The sequence below is a fragment of the Variovorax sp. 350MFTsu5.1 genome (assembly GCF_048302515.1).
GTDB classification, from domain to species: Bacteria; Pseudomonadota; Gammaproteobacteria; order Burkholderiales; family Burkholderiaceae_C; genus Variovorax; species Variovorax guangxiensis.
In genome coordinates, this window is sequence record NZ_CP157620.1 from 2,678,454 (window position 1) to 2,697,301 (window position 18,848).

Annotated in this window: 18 protein-coding genes; 8 read left to right on the plus strand and 10 right to left on the minus strand. The window is 61.8% G+C overall.

The window, feature by feature from the left end; translation table 11 throughout:
- The first annotated feature begins 355 nt into the window (after positions 1–355).
- Positions 356–1,492: a YagK/YfjJ domain-containing protein gene (locus ABL843_RS12030; RefSeq protein ID WP_418120004.1), complete on the plus strand. Its 1,137-nt coding sequence runs from the start codon at positions 356–358 to the stop codon at positions 1,490–1,492.
- Positions 1,493–1,724: 232 nt separating this feature from the next.
- The gene (locus ABL843_RS12035) at positions 1,725–1,871 is read left to right on the plus strand and encodes a hypothetical protein (protein ID WP_418120005.1); all 147 of its coding nucleotides are present in this window, start codon (positions 1,725–1,727) and stop codon (positions 1,869–1,871) included.
- A gap of 143 nt (positions 1,872–2,014) precedes the next feature.
- Here the strand turns inward: ABL843_RS12035 and ABL843_RS12040 are convergent, their stop codons facing one another.
- From ABL843_RS12040 to ABL843_RS12050, 3 genes are all read right to left on the minus strand, one after another.
- Positions 2,015–2,998: a hypothetical protein gene (locus ABL843_RS12040; RefSeq protein WP_418120006.1), complete on the minus strand. Its 984-nt coding sequence runs from the start codon at positions 2,996–2,998 to the stop codon at positions 2,015–2,017.
- 70 nt (positions 2,999–3,068) lie between these two features.
- On the minus strand, positions 3,069–3,479 hold the full coding sequence (locus ABL843_RS12045) for a hypothetical protein (protein ID WP_418120007.1): 411 nt from the start codon (positions 3,477–3,479) through the stop codon (positions 3,069–3,071).
- 63 nt (positions 3,480–3,542) lie between these two features.
- Complete coding sequence (locus tag ABL843_RS12050; protein WP_418120008.1) at positions 3,543–3,914, minus strand: hypothetical protein; 372 nt, start codon at positions 3,912–3,914, stop codon at positions 3,543–3,545.
- A 128-nt stretch (positions 3,915–4,042) separates the two neighbouring features.
- On the opposite strand from ABL843_RS12050, the gene ABL843_RS12055 reads away from it, so the two are divergent.
- A complete protein-coding gene (locus ABL843_RS12055; RefSeq protein ID WP_418120009.1) occupies positions 4,043–4,351 on the plus strand; it encodes a helix-turn-helix domain-containing protein in 309 nt (102 codons plus the stop codon).
- 87 nt (positions 4,352–4,438) lie between these two features.
- Here the strand turns inward: ABL843_RS12055 and ABL843_RS12060 are convergent, their stop codons facing one another.
- The 7 genes from ABL843_RS12060 to ABL843_RS12090 form a co-directional block, all read right to left on the minus strand.
- Positions 4,439–5,347 carry a hydrolase or metal-binding protein gene (locus tag ABL843_RS12060; RefSeq protein WP_418120010.1) on the minus strand — a complete coding sequence of 303 codons (909 nt, stop codon included), beginning with the start codon at positions 5,345–5,347 and terminating at the stop codon, positions 4,439–4,441.
- A 40-nt stretch (positions 5,348–5,387) separates the two neighbouring features.
- Complete coding sequence (locus ABL843_RS12065) at positions 5,388–5,618, minus strand: hypothetical protein (RefSeq protein WP_418120011.1); 231 nt, start codon at positions 5,616–5,618, stop codon at positions 5,388–5,390.
- A gap of 152 nt (positions 5,619–5,770) precedes the next feature.
- Positions 5,771–5,905: a hypothetical protein gene (locus ABL843_RS12070; protein ID WP_418120012.1), complete on the minus strand. Its 135-nt coding sequence runs from the start codon at positions 5,903–5,905 to the stop codon at positions 5,771–5,773.
- A 13-nt stretch (positions 5,906–5,918) separates the two neighbouring features.
- Positions 5,919–6,950, minus strand: a complete 1,032-nt coding sequence (locus tag ABL843_RS12075; protein ID WP_418120013.1) for a YqaJ viral recombinase family protein — start codon at positions 6,948–6,950, stop codon at positions 5,919–5,921.
- A gap of 154 nt (positions 6,951–7,104) precedes the next feature.
- Complete coding sequence (locus tag ABL843_RS12080) at positions 7,105–8,070, minus strand: DUF932 domain-containing protein (RefSeq protein WP_418120014.1); 966 nt, start codon at positions 8,068–8,070, stop codon at positions 7,105–7,107.
- A 108-nt stretch (positions 8,071–8,178) separates the two neighbouring features.
- Entirely contained in the window at positions 8,179–8,526 is a 348-nt protein-coding gene (locus ABL843_RS12085; RefSeq protein WP_418120015.1) for a DUF2958 domain-containing protein, read from the minus strand.
- A gap of 55 nt (positions 8,527–8,581) precedes the next feature.
- Positions 8,582–8,998 carry a hypothetical protein gene (locus ABL843_RS12090; RefSeq protein WP_418120016.1) on the minus strand — a complete coding sequence of 139 codons (417 nt, stop codon included), beginning with the start codon at positions 8,996–8,998 and terminating at the stop codon, positions 8,582–8,584.
- A gap of 308 nt (positions 8,999–9,306) precedes the next feature.
- Here ABL843_RS12090 and ABL843_RS12095 point away from each other — a divergent pair, with 308 nt between their 5' ends.
- The 5 genes from ABL843_RS12095 (at position 9,307) to ABL843_RS12115 (ending at position 18,840) form a co-directional block, all read left to right on the plus strand.
- Positions 9,307–10,185, plus strand: a complete 879-nt coding sequence (locus tag ABL843_RS12095) for a WYL domain-containing protein (protein ID WP_418120460.1) — start codon at positions 9,307–9,309, stop codon at positions 10,183–10,185.
- A 31-nt stretch (positions 10,186–10,216) separates the two neighbouring features.
- Entirely contained in the window at positions 10,217–13,741 is a 3,525-nt protein-coding gene (locus tag ABL843_RS12100) for a helicase-related protein (protein ID WP_418120017.1), read from the plus strand.
- A gap of 115 nt (positions 13,742–13,856) precedes the next feature.
- The gene (locus tag ABL843_RS12105) at positions 13,857–15,221 is read left to right on the plus strand and encodes an AAA family ATPase (RefSeq protein WP_418120018.1); all 1,365 of its coding nucleotides are present in this window, start codon (positions 13,857–13,859) and stop codon (positions 15,219–15,221) included.
- Positions 15,218–15,943, plus strand: coding sequence for a retron system putative HNH endonuclease (locus tag ABL843_RS12110; protein ID WP_418120019.1), 726 nt, complete (start codon positions 15,218–15,220; stop codon positions 15,941–15,943). The genes ABL843_RS12105 and ABL843_RS12110 overlap by 4 nt, the downstream gene beginning before the upstream one ends.
- On the plus strand, positions 15,940–18,840 hold the full coding sequence (locus tag ABL843_RS12115) for a DUF1156 domain-containing protein (protein WP_418120020.1): 2,901 nt from the start codon (positions 15,940–15,942) through the stop codon (positions 18,838–18,840). The genes ABL843_RS12110 and ABL843_RS12115 overlap by 4 nt, the downstream gene beginning before the upstream one ends.
- The last annotated feature ends 8 nt before the right edge of the window (positions 18,841–18,848 follow it).

Genomic DNA, 18,848 nt, shown 5'->3' on the forward strand with positions numbered 1-18,848 from the left:
TGATTCGCTGGACGCGTTGAGACAACGACACTGCCTTCGTTGAGCGCACACGCGTCAGGAATGACCTTTTCCGACGCATTACTTCGTATGTTGGAATGATGGCGAGATTGCCTCATTTCGCCGCGATCACCGGCATTCAGATTTCATTGATGCCGGCAGTCGCCGGATCGAGGATTTAGGTTATTAATATTATTGCAATTGCATTGCGATAGTGCGGTTCGATGGCAGTGAGGTAAAGAATCGCCATAAGCATTCGACCTTTGCAGTCGCAACCATGATGGCCTGAACTCCGATCGCCAAGCTTTTCACCAGTTCGGAGAACTGCAAATCCCTCATCAGAAACTATCGGAACATCATGTACCCCAAACTCAAAACCAAACCGGAAATCCCACATACGCATCTCTCGTCAAAGGAGATGTACAACCAGCTGCTAATCGATTCGAAAATCCATCGCACGACCCTCGAGGGACAGAACATCACTCATGTTGGTCAGCCGATCTCGGTGCATATCGCTGCGATTGACGAATTCGTCGGCATAGTTGCCCAGACCGACGGCTCGGCCTTTGCTTTCGTCACGCAGGTCAATGGTGACGTCCAAGTCCTCGAAGGCGAGTTTGCTCAGTTCTTCTACAAGCTCCCCGGCTTCCTTTCTGCCCGATCCGAGCACTTCATTTACAGCGACAATGCGATGCTGTTCTTCGAGTGCATCGACGAGTTGGGCTGGGGGCAAGGCCAGCTGGGGGGTGATCCGGGACGGTTCTTCCTCGAGACCGGCAAGCACGCCGGGCAGCACTTCGACGAGTTCTTGGAGCTGCTTCGGCGCAAGAGTCGCTCGGCCTTCTTCCGCAAGCGCGTGAGCCGCCGCAAGCAGAACTCGCGTCGCAACTTCGAAAGCCTGAAGAAATATATCGATGCGCTCTTTGAGGTGTACAGCAAGCTGCTGGTCATCCGCATCGACGTGGGCTACCGCATGAAGGATGCCAAGTCGATGAGCCTGGAGGAAGTCCAGGCTCATCTGCAGCGCTTCCTGAACAATCGCCGCAGCAACGAGCTCTTCAAGCACGTGGTCGGCTACATCTGGAAGCTGGAGGAAGGCGTGCACCGCGGCCCGCACTACCACCTGTGCCTCTTGCTTGACGGCAACCAAGTCGAGAAGGACGAGTACTACGCTGACCAGTTCTGCAAGTACTGGGTCGACGACATTGCCGATGGCCGTGGCACGGGCTTCAACTGCAACCGCGACAAATTCAATCGCTACAAGAACTGCGGCATCGGCATGGTGCGCCATGATGACCACGCCAAGCGTGCCATCCTCATGGACGCGATCAGCTACTTGACGAAGGTCGAGCAATACTTGATGTCGAGGATCCTGCTGAAGACGCGTACGCTGGGTCGCGGGGAGATGCCGAAGGTGGCTGCGGTTCGCCGCGGTCGTCCGCGCAATACTGTCGCTGCGCTGGCGCTGAACAAGGGCGCGAACCCCGCAGGCTAAGGGGCAAGGAGCCCGAGGGCATTAACAGTTGAGTCTGTTGATGCCCTCGGGGTCGTTGACCGGCCGCACGATGAGCCGCTCTGAGCATGCACCGCATCGAGCCGGTTGGCGGCGTTGGCAGAGCCATCGGCCATCTGCGAACGGTTGATAAGTTGGCTTGAATTGTGATCCGCGGCGAGGGGGCGACTGCACCAGTATCATGAGCATGTTTGCAACTCCAAGGAAATCAAACATGTTGTCGCCCAAGCAAATGGATGAAGCAGTGGAAGCCGCCCAAGCAGACACGGATCGTGCAGTCAGGGAGTACTTCCGCCGTCAACAAGAAAAAGAGAAGAAAAATCCGCCTTCAACCGGCGGTGCCGTGGTTCCCACGAAGTAACAAAAGGCCTCCTCACACAAGGCGGTTGCTTCTCCCTTGCAAGGCATCGGCTCGATGCTCTGCATATCTTCTGCAAACACTGCACAGCGACCGCAATACACGCATCACACAACAAAAAAAAGAGGACCCCGCGGTCCTCTTTTTTATTTCGCCTTGACCGCGCAGCCGGTGGTCGGGTCGGACCAGCGGTAGTAGCACTCGATCGGAAAGGCCTCTTGGTATCGGCCTCGAGCATCGATCGAGACCTTGTCCTTGAAAATATCCCGAAGCGAAGCTTCCATTGCCTTCGGGTCATAGAGAAACGAAGGCATCAGGATGCTAGCGGCAACGGGGCGGTCGTCCAGAAGCCACTCGATTGCCGACGGCGTGATGGCCGACTTGTTCGGGACGGCAAACTGGATCCGCAATTTGAATGTGTGAGCTCGCCCATAGTGGTCGCCGATCTCCTTCTCGACACTGCTCCGGGTCGTCTTCACCGCGTCGACGTACTTCTTCTCCCAGGAGAGGGCGCTATCCAGTTCCTGCTGGGCCTTGGCGATCGCGCCTTCGGCCTGTAGCTGGTTGGTCGGCGCTTCTTTTTCGATCTGGGCTTTCAGCTCCTCGTACCGCTGCTGCATCTGAGCCAATTGTTGTTGGGCCGTGCGTTTCCAGTACGCATTGTCGATGGGACTTTTCAACACCTCATCGACCTCCGCCTGATAGGCCTGCAAGGCTTTGGCTGCCGCCTCGAGCTTTTGCTTCTGCTCCAGGCTCACGCCATCGCCTGAGGCCTTGGCGGCCGTCAGCTTTTGCTCAAGCGCGGTGATCATTTCCGGGTATGCGCTTGCCTTTTCCCGGGTGACGATCTCCAGGTCGGCCAGGCTCTTCTTCCTGGCTTCCTGCGTGATGTCATCGAAGACTTGCGCCGTGCAGATGTAGGTCACCACGGGTCGGCCGTTCCCGTCGTCGTGGCGCTCCCACGCGGTGTCCTTGCAGCCCTTGGCGTCGTCCAGCGCTTCACCGAAAGTGAAGTCACTGCGAGCCAGTGAGCCATTCTTGACGGCCGTGATGTTGGAGTCGGTGCAAGCCGACAGTGCGGCGCAAAGGACGCCGAGAAGAATGAGCGTTGCTGCTCTGATCGATTTCATGTGAGTAAAAAGATGTGGGTGTCGTTGGTATGAGTCCGGGCGCTCGCGGGGCTGCGCGCCCCCGGTGCGCCTAGCAGCGGTGCTTGAGATTTCGTGGGCGACGCGGGTCGGTGCCGAGCACGGCCCCCTCCTTGGTCATGCACACGCCGTCAGCGCAGGCGTAGCCGGGGGTCTTCAGTACCGCGCGATCGGCATCACCGATTTCGCAGCGCAGTTCGTCGAAGTCGAACTCCTTGTATGGCTGCACGCGTTCAGTGGTCGTGTAGTACACGCCGCCGGCACCGGCTTGGACCCGGATGGGGTAGACCGGGTACTTGAGATCGCGGCTCCAGCCCTGGATCTGGATTTCCATGGCGGAGCGATCGATCTGATGCCTCACAGCATCGGGGTTGATGAGCGGATCGATCCCGTTGGCAAGAGCCAAGGGGGTCAGGACGATGGCGGTGAGCATCGCAAAGGCGGCGCCGAGCATGGTTTTCATATCAAGCCTTGTGAAAGGTGGGTATGGGATGGAAGCAGGCCGGGCTGAGCCGGCCGTGGTCACTCAGCCGAGCTTGGTGTCGGTGGCGTTGGGCGGAATCAGCTGCGGGGTGTTCCAGTCGGCCGGAAAGTCAGCGACAGGCTTCCAGCCATTCTTCACGTAGCTGCGCGCGGAGAAGCGGTTCCCGAAGTAGCCCACGAGACTGCATGCGGCCGCGATTGCGAGCACGCGCGCAACCTCATCGCTCAGGTCGAAGACCACGATGGTGATGAAGCCCGTGAGCATGTAGGCGGCATACATGGCCCCCGCGCATGCAGCGGCCAGTAGGAACTGGCTGCGCATGGCGAACGCGATCGGACCGAAAAAGAAAATCTGCCACGAAAAGCCGTGCTTGACGAAGCGGGTCTGGTTGTTCTTGGTGAAGTGGATATTCATGGTTGAGGTTTGAAAACTGAGAGGGCATCTCGCCCAACTGAGGCTAAGGAATCCTTAGCATAAGAATACGCCAAAACTCAGACTATCTGAGGATGCCGCGTGCCAGCCGTGCTCAGATTGACCCTGCGTTGCCCCTGTTCGCCCGGCGGCTCAAAGCTGCACGACTGCGCAGCAACTTGTCCCAGGAGCGACTGGGCATAGAGGCTGGTGTGGAGGAGTTTTCTGCCAGTGCCCGCATCAATCAGTACGAGCGCGGCAAGCACACACCGGACGCCCTGACGTCCACGCATTTGGCAAAAGTCCTTGATGTGCCGCTGTCGTATTTTTGGGCTGCAGACGAGGATGAGGCGGAGCTTTTGCGGCTTTATCACCGCCTGGAGGTGCGGCTGCGTGAGCAGGTTCTGCGCTCGGTACAGGACCTGGTGAACCCAAAGTAAGCGTGTGCTGGTGTCGATGGCCCGGTTTGCCCATCGCATCGATTCGATCACTGCACTGCCTCACAAGGAGGAAGCGCATTGGCGCATCTACACAGACTGGGGGACTTGGGACTTCTGCTTCAGCTTGGTGGCCAAGTCCATCTTCTCATCCGTACCGGATGGACGCTTGAACGATCCCACCCCGGTGCTGTCAGGGTAAAACTCCTCGACGACAGCAACTCCGTCTTCTTCGGATTCCTCGAATGCCCCCTGCGCGAAGCCCTGCCGTGCAGCTTCGTCCAGGGCGGCCTGATCGAAGCCAGATGCCTTGCGGGCGTCTTGCTCCGCTCGTGCAGCATTTCCGGCCTCGGCCAGCGACATTCCCTCGCGCACGGTCAAATCCACGTAGTAGATCGGCGCGCGGTGCGATTGCGTGGTCGACTTCCCGCGCAGCCGAAGCTCCAGCGGCAAGGTGGACAACAGCCCACCGGACACGGCATGGAAGTACCGCAACCGCGCCGATAGAGTGCGGATGCTGTTGAAACCGGTCGTGCGGAACAGGAAGCTGCCGAGTTCGTCGCCCGCTGCCGCATGATCAATGCGCACGTTCAGCCGCCCGCAGGGCTTGCATTGCCCGCCTCGGGCCAACTCACATCCCTCCGGCGCCGGGCAAGGCAGGTGCTGGATGCCTTCCGGCGTCGAGCGCCGGCATGTCTCGCCGTTGCCCACGCACAATGGCCGTCCCGTCTTTCGGTCGAACAAGCTGTAGTTGGCGCGCAGGCTCAGCTCCGGATCGTCGAAAAGCAGCCGAACGGGGATGCTGCGCAGCTTGGCGCCGGGCGTCTTGCGCAACACCTCGTCCAGCGGATGGTTGATCCAGCCGTCGCGTCCTTGTACCTGGCTGGTGATGGTGAACCCATCGTCCTTCTCAGGCAGGCGCCGCCCGTCCTTCTCGACAACCTTTCCAATCGAAATCCGTCCGATTACCGGTGGCGTGAGCGCCAGTCCTTTGAGCATGCTGCTCTCCTTGAAAAATGAATGGATGAGTGCGCGGCGGTCAGTCGAGCCATCGCGCGAGCTTTGTCTGCACTTCGATCGCGCAGCCGTGCCAGGCGTGACCGCTCACAAGGCTGGTGTCCAGCCCCTGTGGGCTCGCAGCCGCAACCGTCTTCGCGTACTGACCGAGCGCCTGGAGCACGAAGGCCTGAATCAGCGCTCCGTACGCCGAGTGCTCCATCAAGTCGGTGACGAACTCGACGTTGGTCAGTCGTTGGGAATGAAGGTCCATGACAAGGCCTCCGAAAATCTCTGTGACAAGCCCACCCCTTCAATCCGCATGGGGCGGGCCGCCGTGAAACCCCTGCGGACACGGGGCGGGGCCATCAAGCCGGCCGACTCGATGGCGATGTGAGGAACCGGCGGTGCGGGCGCCGATCGGCGTCAGTGACGTGCGCGCGAATACGCGTGGAAGTAGCCCCGGAAGTGCCACCCGAGGCCGAAGCCAAAGAGGATCCCCGTGGCGAGCACCAGCGCGAAGGCCGTGAGGTACTCGATCGGGCCGAAGAAGATGTTCATGGCCGCACCTTCCCTATTCATCGGCCGCCGCCGCCGATTCGTGCGTCTTGACCGTGAACCGCCGCGATCCAGGGCGGGGTATGCCGTATGCACTCGCAAGCTCGGGCTGAGCCGCCAGAAGGCGATCGATGTCCACGGCCGTGGAATCCTTGCTGCGCTTCCAGCGCACTTCGCCCGCATCGAAAAGTGCGGCGGTCGCCTCGCCCATGCGCTGCTGAATGCGTTGCTTGACTTGCGCTTCGCGGGCCGTTGCGTCGGCCAGCACCTGGCGCAGCGCCAGCAGATCGGAAAACGCCGACGACATCGCCATGTCGCCCGTGAGATCCAGCACCTCTCCGTTATCCCGGGGCCAGAGCGCGCGCAAAGCCACATTAGCCGACTCCGAGCCGTCGGCCGGCGGTGCCGTATCGGTTTCCACGAAATGCCAGAACCGCCGCTCCAGCTCGATGAGCTGGGCAATCATGGTCTCGTCTCGCTCGATCCGGTAGATGCGCAACTCCTGGCCGCAGACCAGCACCGCCACATCCGCCGCGCGCTTGCCCGTGACGGCGAGCTGGTGCATGACCTGCAGCTGGGCGTATTCGGGCACGCCGTCCTCCCACAGCCGGGCGCCGTGGTAGCCGGCCGTCTTGCATTCCAGGATCTGCACATCCGGCGCGCCGACGACTTCCCGATCGATGTTCGCCAGCATCCAGGGATGTCGGGAGTGCTGTAGCACCGCGTTGATGCGGCGCACCCGCAACCCTGTGCGCCGGGTGTAGTGCGCCGCCACGATGGGTTCGAGCAGCGTGCCCCAGTACATCGGGCTGGTCTCGTCGTTCGGATCGGTCTGGGGCAGATTGGCATCCCGCCCGGTCTTTTCCATCCAGAGCTGCAGGGGCGACTTGTAGGGGTGAAGACCGACGGCTGCACCCGCGTCCGAGCTGCCGATGCCGCCCTGGCGCACGGCCAGCCATTGATCGCGGCTGAGGTCCTGCGTCTTGACCAGCTTCAACGCTGGCCGGTGTTTGGCGGGGGAAGCCCCCGCCGCCTGAGGTTCCGCCATGGCGGTGTCCTTTCTTTGTTATTGGTCAGTGAGGCTCCTGGGGCACCCCAGAAGCACAAAGCCCCGGTCCCTTGAGGGGAGCCGGGGCTTTGTGCCGTCGGGGTGAGAGGATGAGGGTGGGAACGACGGGGTGAAGGTCGGTGTCGGAGTGGCTTCACGAAGCCAGCAGCAGCGCCGCGTCCAACGCCCGCTGCTTGAGCCCGGCCCCTTGACCGAACCAGGCGCTGTCGAGGCGGTATTCCTGATTGCGCGCACGGCGCTCGTGATCGACGAACTCGGTCACCGCGCACAGCAGCCCCCAGGCCGTGCCCTTGGCGGCGCCGAGTTCCGCACCGCGGCCCCGGCCTTCGTAGAGTTCCTGCACCTTCTTCAGCGCCCGCTCGTTGGTCAGGGCCTGACTGGCTGCATGCTCGTCGGTCTGGCACATGACGCGCAAGAAGAAATTCAAGGCCTCGTGGGTCTTGACCTTGCGCTCCGCCAGCGTCTTCATCCGGTACATGAAGGTGTCCCAGCCGGAGACGGCGATGCCGAGCTGCCTCTTGACCGCCTGTGCATCGAAGGTGGTGCTGTGCGGTACTCGCACGGCGCTGCTCGCGCCGTTGAGTGCGATCGACAGCGTGTTGTTGCACACGACCCTCACGGTCGTCGGCGTGGCAGTGGTGGCCAGGGTGCCGTCGCAGGAGGTTGCCAGCAGGATGTAGCCCTTGACGGTGTCATTGCCCTTGAGTGCTGTTTCCTTGCCGGTGCGCGCGAGCGCCCAGAACTTCCGGCCAGCCTTGAGGACGCCGGCGGTCTCCAGTTCGAAGCCGGAGACCTCGGTGAGGTCCCGGTAGAACTCCAGCACGTCCCGGGGCTGCACGATCTGGTAGCGGCTGCCGACGACTGACAGCGGTGCCTTGGTGTCGCTGCGGTAGAGCACCTTCTGGTCCTCGAAGGTGCGGATGGAGCCTAATGCGCCGGCTTGCTCGGCCATGTAGCGCACGGGCGTCTCGCAGATGCGCCAGTCCATGCCGGCTTGGCGGGCCCAGACTTCAAGGGGCTGCTTGGGCGGCAACTGGTTGCCCAGTTCGTGCCATGGGGTCTGGCCGACGTAGGCCATTTGCTGGAGGAGGTGTGCCATGGGAGATTCCTTTGTGGGGTGAGGGATGAAGGAAGGAGAAAAAGAGAAAAGCCCGCACGGGGCGGGCTTCGGATGGAGAGATGCCGTTCTGCGGCGGAATCGACGAGTTCAGCTGACGATGCGGCCGGCGGCCTGGGCTATGCGCACATAGGCGCTCAGGGGCTTGTCGGTGCGCCAGTTCAGGTCGCGCTCGATGCCCAGGGCGCCGCGCATCAGCCGGATGGAAGTCAACTCCCGAACCGACACGTGGCCGGTCTCGGGGCAGCCCATGCCCAGGTCCGCGAGGCCGTAGGCGATGTCTTCGTCGTTGGGGTCGAGTTCAGTGATCAGCCAGGTGGCGGCCCCACAGGGGTTGAACCACTTGAGCACAGGCCAAGGATCGAGGTGTGGGTTATCACGCGCGGCGTGACCGTTGGCCAGCAACTGGATGCGCAGTTCGGGGGTGATGAGGTCCAAGGGAAGTCTGAGAGAAAAAGGGAAAGAAGGGGGAGGGGGTACGAAGGAATGACGATCAGCGGCGCGGGACCGAGAAGGTGTGCCCGCAGGCCAGGCAGCGGCGGTTGCGCAGGATCGCGTCGTCGACGGCTTCGCCGAGCGCTGCACCGACGGCACAGCCGGCGATGCCGCCGCTCAAGGCCCCGAGGACGGCGCCGGCGATGACGCCGAATGGCGTCGCCACCGTGCCTGCGACAGCGCCCACGGCCATGCCGAACTCGGCGCCGGTGATCGCGCTCGAGAGCGCTCCGGAGATGCCACCGGCAGCGCCGGCGAGAGTGCCGATGGCGGCACCGGCGTTTTTACCGGTCGTGCGCGGCGTGGTTCGCTGCGACTGGCAGGCTGGACAGCCGAAGTTCGGCTGCGTTGCGAATGTCTCGTGCTGCTGAAAAGCTGCATCGTCAAAAGTGGTGGATGGGAAATCGTGGTCCATGACGGGATGTCGGTGGGGCGCGGACGAGCGCCTTGGAGGGGATGGAAAGCACGCCTGGCGAAAGCCAGACGGCACAAAGCCCAGCCTGGCGGTGAGACCGGGCTGGGCTTTGTTGATGAGGAGGACGTTCTAGCGTCAGTCCAATGCGGTCATATGTGGCTGAGAATTCCTGGAATCGGCTAGCTTCCTTTGCGCGTGGCCGTAGCTTCAGTTGTATATAAACGTCATCGGAAATCTTCAGGATTTGCATTAGAAATCAATTTGATCTCTAATGGAAATCCAGAAGAGTCTTTTTGAATTTCTTGACCATGACTGGCTTGGCTTCAATGTCGCTAGCGCAGCGCGATAGGCTTGCGCATGTCGATCTGCGACTGCAGTTTTTCGGGGAGATCCGTCGCGGCGACCTGGTGAACCGGTTCGAGATTCAAACCGCTGCCGCAACTCGCGACCTCGCTGCATACCGCGAACTTGCTCCCGAAAACATGCTGCTTGATGGCTCGACCCGGGCGTACGTCCGGACAGACCGCTTCCACCCCCTCTTTGACCACAGCGCCCCACGTGTGCTCGCTTGGCTCGTCGAGGGCGTTGGCGATGCCACGCCGGCCAGACGTCGTGCTCCGGTGCCGAATGCCAGTGCCGTGGCTTCGCAAGCGATCCGACTGGACGTGTTGGGCACTTTGACTCGTGGCATACACCACGCGCGGATCGTGGGGATCACCTATCGGTCGCTCACCAGTGGACTGACGACACGCGAAATCGCGCCCCTGGCCCTTGCCAACGATGGGCACCGTTGGCATATCCGGGCTTTCGATCGCCGTTCCGACTCGTTCCGCGACTTCGTCATCGCGCGCATCGCCGACGTAGAGACTTCGAGTTCGCAACGCACCCACGACGAAGCCCTGGACCAGGACGCGCAATGGCAGCGCCTCGTCGATCTCGAGTTTGTGCCGCATCCCGCCAACGTGCAGCACCCCGACACGATCGAGGCGGAATTCGGCATGTTGAGCGGGGTGCTGACCATCCGCACGAGGGCCGCCGTAGCAGGCTACCTGCTCAGGCGCATGAACGTCGATTGTTCCGTGGACCACCGTCTGCGCGGGCCGGAGTTTCACCTGTGGCTGCGCAACCGGCCAATGCTGGCAGGCGTCGAGAACCTGGCTCTCGCGCCGGGCTACAGCGCGGACTGACCGCCGCACGAAACGCCAAAGGGAGAGAACGTTGCTGAAGCTCGAAGACATCAAGAAAAACGCAGCCGTGGCCGGCCTGGAGCCGGGCCAAGTGGTGCGTATCGTGATCACCGAGCCCATTGGTGACAACGCGCTGACGGTCTACTACAAGACGCCGGACGGCACGCTGCATGAGCGCATGCTCTTTCGTCAGGACGAGGCAGCGCTGGGTCTGGCTGACGCAGGCCGTCCCTGGGCGTTCGATGCGGATGGCGAGTGCTTCAAACTCGGCGTTGAAGCGTTGCGTATCGACCTGGCTCACCTGTTCGACCCGATGATGGCGGTGCACACGTCCAACGTCGAACCGCTGCCGCACCAGATCACGGCCGTCTATGAATCCATGTTGCCGCGTCAGCCTTTGCGCTACGTGTTGGCAGACGATCCAGGTGCGGGTAAGACGATCATGGCCGGCTTGCTGATTCGCGAGCTTCTGATGCGGGCGGATGCCAAGCGCATCTTGATCGTGGCGCCCGGCAGCTTGGTCGAGCAGTGGCAGGATGAACTCCACGAGAAGTTCGGCCTGGCCTTCAACATCTTCAGCCGCGAGCAGATCGAACAATCGCGATCCGGCAATCCGTTTGACGATCTAGACCTCCTGATTGCGCGTGTCGATCAGTTGGCGCGCAGCGATGAATTGCTCGACAAGCTGCGCCTGTCGCAATGGGACCTGGTGGTCTGCGACGAAGCCCACAAGTTGTCGGCCAACTACTTTGGCCAGAAGATCAACAAGACTAGGCGTTTTCAACTGGGTGAGCTGCTGGGTTCCATCACCCGCCACTTCCTGTTGATGACGGCCACGCCGCACAACGGCAAGGAGGAAGACTTCCAGTTGTTCATGTCGCTGCTGGACAGCGACCGCTTCTACGGCAAGTTCCGTGACGGAGCCCACAAGGTGGAAGTCACCGATCTGATGAGGCGCATGGTAAAGGAGGAGCTTCTCAAGTTTGACGGCACGCAGCTCTTTCCCGAGCGACGTGCCTACACCATCAACTACAAGCTTTCGGAGCGGGAAGCCGCACTCTACAACACCGTCACGACCTATGTTCGCGAGGAGATGAACCGCGCCGACAAGCTGGATGGCGCGCGAAAGGGTACGGTCGGTTTTGCACTCACCTCATTGCAGCGGCGCTTGGCTTCCAGTCCGCAGGCCATCCACCAGTCGCTGCGCCGCAGGCGGCTGAAGCTGACGCGACGCGTCGAAGACGAAAAGCTTCGGCAGCGAGGGCCAGTCCTCGCCGACGTGGTTACGCCTGCGATGGCGGCTGATGACGTTTGGGACGCGTCGGAGGCCATGTCTGCCGAGGCCTACGAAACATTCGAAGAAGAAGTGGTCGATCAGGCGACCGCGTCGCAGACCGTTCAGGAACTGGAGGCCGAAATCATCAGCCTGCAGGGGCTGGAGGACCAGGCACACCAAGTCGTGCACTCCGGGCTAGACAAGAAGTGGGAAGAACTGTCCTCGCTGCTCCAGAATACGCCCGAGATGCACGATGCGTCGGGCCGTCAACGCAAGCTCATCCTATTCACTGAGCACAAGGATACGCTGGACTACCTGGCCGGCAAGATCCGCGGTTTGCTGGGTAGCGAGGAGGCTGTCGTCGTCATCCACGGCGGCGTCAAGCGCGAGGACCGGCGCAAGGTGCAGGAGCTGTTCCGCAATGACTTGGCCACCCGCGTGCTGGTGGCCACAGACGCGGCCGGCGAAGGCGTGAATCTGCAGAACGCCAACCTGATGGTCAACTACGATCTGCCCTGGAATCCGAACCGGCTTGAGCAGCGCTTTGGCCGCATCCACCGGATCGGTCAGACCGAGGTGTGCCATCTCTGGAACCTGGTGGCCAACGAAACCCGCGAGGGTGACGTGTTCCACAAGCTCTTCGAGAAGATGGAGGTCGCCCGGGCGACGCTCAAGGGCAAGGTTTTCGACGTGCTCGGCGAGATCTTCGAGGACATGAGCTTGCGTGACCTGTTGATCGAAGCTATCCGCTACGGCGACGATCCACAGGTTCAAGCCCGGCTGCGAAAGAAGGTCGAAGGCGCGCTCGACACCCGGCACCTCGAAGACCTCCTCCAGCGTAACGCGTTGTGCAAGGAGGTGATGGACCCCAAGCGCCTGTTTGCCGTCCGCGAAGAGATGGAAAAGGCCGAAGCCCGTCGCCTGCAGCCCTACTTCGTGCGCGCGTTCTTCACCCAGGCGTTTCAACAGATCGGTGGTGAGCTGCGTCAGCGCGAGACCGGCCGCTGGGAGATCAGCCACGTCCCGGCCAGCATTCGCGAGCGTGATCGCCTGCTGTCCGGCCGCGACCGCCGCAACGTGGACCCCGTGCTGCGCCGCTACGAGCGCATCTGCTTTGAGAAGCAGCACCTGCGCGTTGCGGAGCGCGCCAGCTCGCCCATGGCAAGCCTGATCCACCCGGGTCACCCGCTGATGCAGGCCGTGACGGACATGGTGCTGGAGCAGCACCGCAACAAACTCAAGCAGGGCGCCGTGCTTGTGGCGCCAGCCGACATGGGCGTCACGCCGCGGGTGATGTTCATCCTGGACCACAGCGTGCGTGAGGGCGCTGACGCGGGGCGGGTGGTTTCCCGCCGGCTTCAATTCGTCGAGATCGACCCGCTGGGCCAGGCACGCCATGCTGGGTGGGCCCCCCACCTCGACCTGACGCAGCTGGGTGCAGACGATCTGTCCCTGGTGAGCGATGTCATGGCCGCACCCTGGATCGCCCGTGACCTAGAGGCGCAGGCGCTTGCGCACGCCAGTTCTCACCTGGCGCCGGAGCACTTCGACGAGATCAAGAGGCGTCGCGAGACGGCCGCCGATAAGACCCTCGCCGCTGTTCACGAGCGCCTGGTCAAGGAGATCAACTTCTGGCAAGACCGGGCCATCAAGCTCAAGGACGATGTCGCGGCAGGCAAGCAGCCGCGGTTGAACTACGACAATGCGCTGCGCACACTCGACGATCTCACTGCCCGCTTGCAGTCGCGCACGGCCGAACTACAGACCATGCGGCATGTCATTTCGTCCACGCCCGTGGTGCTAGGCGGCGCACTGGTCATTCCGGCAGGGCTGCTGGCCCAGCGTCGCGGCGAATCCGGCTGGTCGGCCGACGCAGCCGCGCGTGCCCGTGTGGAGCGCATGGCCATGGAAGCCGTCATGGCCGCCGAGCGAGCGCTTGGGCATGAGGTCGTCGACGTGTCTGCGCAAAAGTGCGGCTGGGACATCACCGCGCTGCGCCAGGCTGTCGATGGCCGGCTGCTGCCGCCACGTCATGTTGAAGTCAAGGGACGCGTGAAAGGCGCTAGCTCGGTCACAGTGACACGCAATGAGATCCTGTACGGGCTGAACCAGCAGGACAAGTTCCTGCTGGCTGTGGTGAGCGTGGACGGCGACAGCGTCGACGGGCCGCACTACATCCGGTGCCCCTTCACCCAAGAGCCGGACTGGGCCGTTACCAGCGTCAATCTCGATCTGCAGCAGCTGCTGAAGCGCGCGGTGTCGGCGGAGGGGTCGCTGTGAAGTTCACAAACAACAGAAACGGCGCCCTCAAAGAGAAACGCCTCCACGAGGGAGGCGTCGAACCGGAGATGCGATCTCCGGTGGGCTTGTTCGCCATGTTACCCGGAGCCAGAAAATGAAACTCGAACGCCTGCACCTCCGCAACTTCCGATGCTTCGACGACCTGACTATCGATTTCGGCAAGCGGCTCACGGTGATCATTGCCGAGAACGGCGCCGGCAAGACGGCGGTTCTCGATGCCATCGCGATCGGCTTTGGCCGCTATCTCACCAAGCTGCCCGGCATCACCGGCCTCACCACCAAAGATACCGATCTGCGGGTTGTAGACGGCGAGCGCCGCGAGCCGTTCATGATGCTGGGCTGGGAAGCCCGCACGCGTGAGGATGCGCCCGTCGTCTGGGCCAGCAGTCGCAAGCGCGACGGCGCAGTGAGTGCTGCTGCCATCAAAGACGTGCTGTCCGATGAGCATGAGGCCTTGCTCAGCCGCGGCGTGAAGGAACTGGACGACTTCACGCTCGGCCTCGTTCAGGCCGATAGCGACAAGCAATCCTATTTCCTTCCCGTCATTGCCTACTATGGCACCAACCGGGCCATTCGCGAAGAGGTACAGCGCCGTCGTGGCTTCAAGAAAAGTTTCTCGCGCTTCGATGCACTGACCGGCGCGCTGGAGCCGAATTCGCGCTTCCGCGCCGCGTTCGAGTGGTTCAACGCGATGGAGGATGCCGAACGCCGCGAGCGCGAGACACGGCGCGACTTCGACTACCAGCATGCCGAACTGAGCGCCGTGCGCACTGCTATCGTGCGCCTGCTGCCGGTTGGCTTCAGCAAGCCGCGCACCGAGATTGGCCCGCTGCGCTTCGTGATCGACCGGCTGATGCCGGACGGCAGCACCCGGACCCTGCGCATCAGCCAACTCAGCGACGGCTATCGCGTGGTGCTGGGCCTGACCATGGACCTCGCAAGGCGCATGGCCCAGGCCAACAGCCGCATGCACTCCGACGGCATGCAAATCATCAGTCCGCTCGATCTGCCAGCCATCGCGCTGATCGACGAGGTGGACCTGCACCTGCACCCCTCTTGGCAGCAGCGCGTGCTAACGGACCTGATGCAGACCTTTCGCAACACTCAGTTCATCGTGACCACGCACAGCCCGCAGGTGCTCAGCACGGTGAAGCGCGAGAACATCCGTGTGATCGGGCAGGACAGCAGCGGGAAGGTGGTCGCGGCGCCGCCGCTGGCCATGACCTATGGCGAGCCGAGTGGTGACGTGCTTCACAGCGTGATGCTGGTCGATCCTCAGCCGCCTGTGGCGGAGAAAGCCGACCTGCAGCGCCTCACCGAGTGGGTGGACCAGGGGCGTTACCAGGATGCGGACGCCCGTGGCCTCATGCAGCGCTTGACCAACACCTTGGGTGCACAGCATCCGCAGTTGCAGCGCTTGCAACGCAGCATCCAGCGTCAAGAGGCGCTGAAGCAATGAGGAGCATCCAGAAGCAGGGCGGCGGCGGATACCACCTGGGGCAAGCCCATGCAAACCCGCCCCAAACGCATCAGCAGGCCACCAGCCGCTGGGGCTCGTTCGCGCACAAGCAGGCTGTCATGCAGAACCTGCTCGACGAACAATTTCAGCTTTGCTGCTACAGCGAGCTGCGTGCTGATGAAGAGGGTCTGGGTTATCACATCGAGCATGTCGAAAACAAGAGTCAGAACCCGCCGCGCACCTTTGACTACGCCAACCTGGCGGCTAGCGCGCTCGACAGTGCCCAGGACTTGCAGGTCTTCAAGGCGCAGGGCGATGTAGTGTTCGGCGGTCACGCGCCTGGCAAGCAGGCTGCCTGCGACATGCTGCGCTTCGTCTCATGCCATCGGCCTGATTGCCGTCGGTTCTTCGCCTTTTTGTCCGATGGGCGCATCGTTCCCGCTGCGGGCTTGAACCCTGGCGAGCAGGACCAGGCGCAATACACCATCGACATCCTCAACCTGAACAGCCCGTTCCTGCTGACGCGCCGTCGCCAATGGTGGGATGAACTGGACGTGCTGTACGAGGAGCATCTTCTGAAGAACTGGAGCCTCGCTGACTTGGCGGCGGTGGACCTTGTTCCCGTAAACAGCAAGCTCAGCCGGTTCTTCTCGCTGACCCGTCAGTTCTTCGGCCCGGTTGCTGAAGCAGCGCTGCAGCAACACGCCCCTGCCCTCATATGACCGCCATCAAGTCTCCAAAAAAACTCATCGAGGTGGCGTTGCCGCTCGACGCCATCAATGCAGAAGCATCGCTACGCAAGCGAAAAGCGCCCGGCGGATACCCCACGACTTTGCACAAGTGGTGGGCACAACGACCAGTTGCCGCGGCGCGGGCGGTCATATTTGCACAGATGGTGAACGACCCAGGTGGAGAGCGCGGTTATTTCTCTGGTATGACGAAGGCTCAGGCACAGGCCAAGCGCGAAGAGCTGTTCTCCATCATCGAAGATCTTGTGAAATGGGAAAACACAAACAACGAATCCGTGCTGGCTCGTGCACGAGAGGCAATCCGCGAGAGCTGGGTTGAGTCTTGCCGACTGAACAAAGGTCACCCCCAGGCTGCTGAACTTTTCGACCCAGACAAGCCTCCCGCATTTCATGATCCATTTGCAGGGAGTGGTGCTCTACCGCTTGAAGCACAGCGTCTTGGTTTGCAGAGTTGGGCCAGTGATCTGAATCCAGTGGCTGTGACGATCAACAAGGGGATGATTGAGATCCCACCCCGCTTCGCAGGGCGAACTCCCGTCGGTCCACGCCTGTCAGATGACAGGCAGCGGAAGTTCGACGAGAACTGGTCGGGTGCGCGAGGCTTGGCAGAAGATGTCCGCCGCTACGGTGCTTGGATGCGTGCAGAGGCTGAGAAGCGCATCGGCCATCTATATCCCAAGATTGAAGTGACAGCGGACATGGTCGCAGAGCGGCCTGATCTGAAACCCTATCTAGGTGAATCGCTGACAGTCATCGCGTGGCTGTGGGCGCGCACGGTCAAGAGTCCGAATCCAGCGTTTTCAGAAGTGGACGTGCCGTTGGCGACTACCTTCGTTTTGTCTAGCAAGGAAGGCAAGCAGGCTTATGTGCAGCCAGTTGTCCATGGCGGCGGCACTTACTCCTTCACCGTGCGCGTTGGCTCGCCGGACGATGCTGCTTCAGCCGGCACCAAAGCCTCAGGGCGCGGATCGAGCTTTCGGTGCTTGCTTTCTGATGCACCCATCAGCGGGGATTACATCAAGGCTGAGGGGCAGGCCGGCCGCATGGGCGCCCGGCTAATGGCCGTGGTCGCAGAAGGTGCGCGGGGACGGTTGTACCTGGCGCCCACCACCCAGCAAGAAGCTATCGCGATGGCTGCAGAGCCCACCTGGCGTCCCACCGGCGATGTACCCGCGCGGTTGACAGGTGGTACTTGCGTGCCATACGGACTAAAAGAGTGGGGTGATCTATTCACCAAGCGTCAACTGGTTTCTTTGACCACACTCTCAGAATTGGTGCCGGCTGCCATCGCCCGGTGCAGTCAGGACGCGATTTCTGCTGGCATGGCTGATGACGGACAAGGGCTTGAGGCGGGTGGAAACGGAGCTGTCGCCTATGCGGAAGCCGTTGGGGTTTATCTGGCTTTCGCGATATCGCGACTAGCTGACTACGGTTGCTCGCTTGCAACTTGGCGACCCAAAGACAACGCAATGCGTTCGGGTATGCCCAAACAGGCAATCCAGATGTCCTGGGATTTCGCCGAAGGTTCGCCGTTTGCGAGTTCGAGCTCTGGATTCACAGAGTGTGCTCATGTCGTTTCGAAGGTATTGGACGTCGCGCTGAACAACTCTGCGAAGGGACAAGCATTTCAGGCTTCTGCGGCTGGTGGCGAATTCCCCTTGCCGACCAGCTCCTGCGTCGTCAGCACCGACCCACCTTACTTTGACAACATCGGCTACGCCGATCTTTCCGACTTCTTATACGTCTGGCTGCGCAGAACACTTCGTCCCGTTTTTCCATCGATATTCTCCACAGTCGCGGTCCCCAAGAAGGAGGAGCTCGTCGCCTCTACCTATCGGCACGGCGGTCGTGATGGCGCCGAGCAGTTCTTCCTTGGGGGAATGCGAGTGGCTCTGCATTCGCTCGCATTGCGTGCGCATCCGGCCGTACCGGTCACGATCTACTACGCTTTCAAGCAGAGCGAGACTTCAGACGATCAAGGCACCTCAAGTTCGGGTTGGGAGACGTTTCTTCAGGCGGTCCTGGATGCTGGCTTTGTAATAACGGGCACCTGGCCTATGCGGACAGAGGGCGACAACCGCCAAGTTGGCGTTGGCAACAACGCTTTGGCCTCCAGCATCGTTTTGGTTTGCCGTCAACGAGCCGAAAACGCTCCAACCATTGGTAGGCGTGCTTTCATAAGAGAGCTGAATGAGGCGCTCCCTGACGCATTGGATGAAATGACCCGCGGTGGCATCAACTCGCCGGTAGCCGCGGTGGATCTGAGCCAGGCCATTCTCGGTCCGGGCATGGCGATATTCAGCCAGTACGGTGCGGTATTGGAGGCTGACGGCAGCAGGATGAGCGTGAAGACAGCTCTCCAGTTGATTAATCGCTTCCTGGCCGAAGATGACTTCGACCACGACACCCAGTTCTGTTTGGCTTGGTTCGAGCATCGGGGCTGGGCGGCCGGCAAGTTTGGTGAGGCCGATGTCCTCGCGCGCGCCAAGGGAACCAGCGTAGACGGTCTGCGAGGCTCCGGCGTCGTTGAAAGCTCGGGAGGCGAACTGCGCCTGCTGCGCTGGGCCGAGATGCCGGCGGACTGGTCGCCAGAATCCGACACTCGCACGCCCATCTGGGAAGCGCTGCACCAGCTGATCGGCGCGCTTAGCAAGGGCGGCGAGTCGGCCGCCGGCGCGTTGCTGGCGCGCATGCCCGCACGGGCAGAGCCCATCCGTGCTTTGGCTTACCGCCTCTACACCCTGTGCGAGCGCCTGGGCCAGGCCGAGGATGCCCGCGCCTACAACGAGCTGATCGGCGCGTGGGCGGGCGTCGAATCCGCAGCCCAGGACGCTGGGCCGGTGGGCACGCAGACCTCGTTCGAACTTTGAAGGAGTGC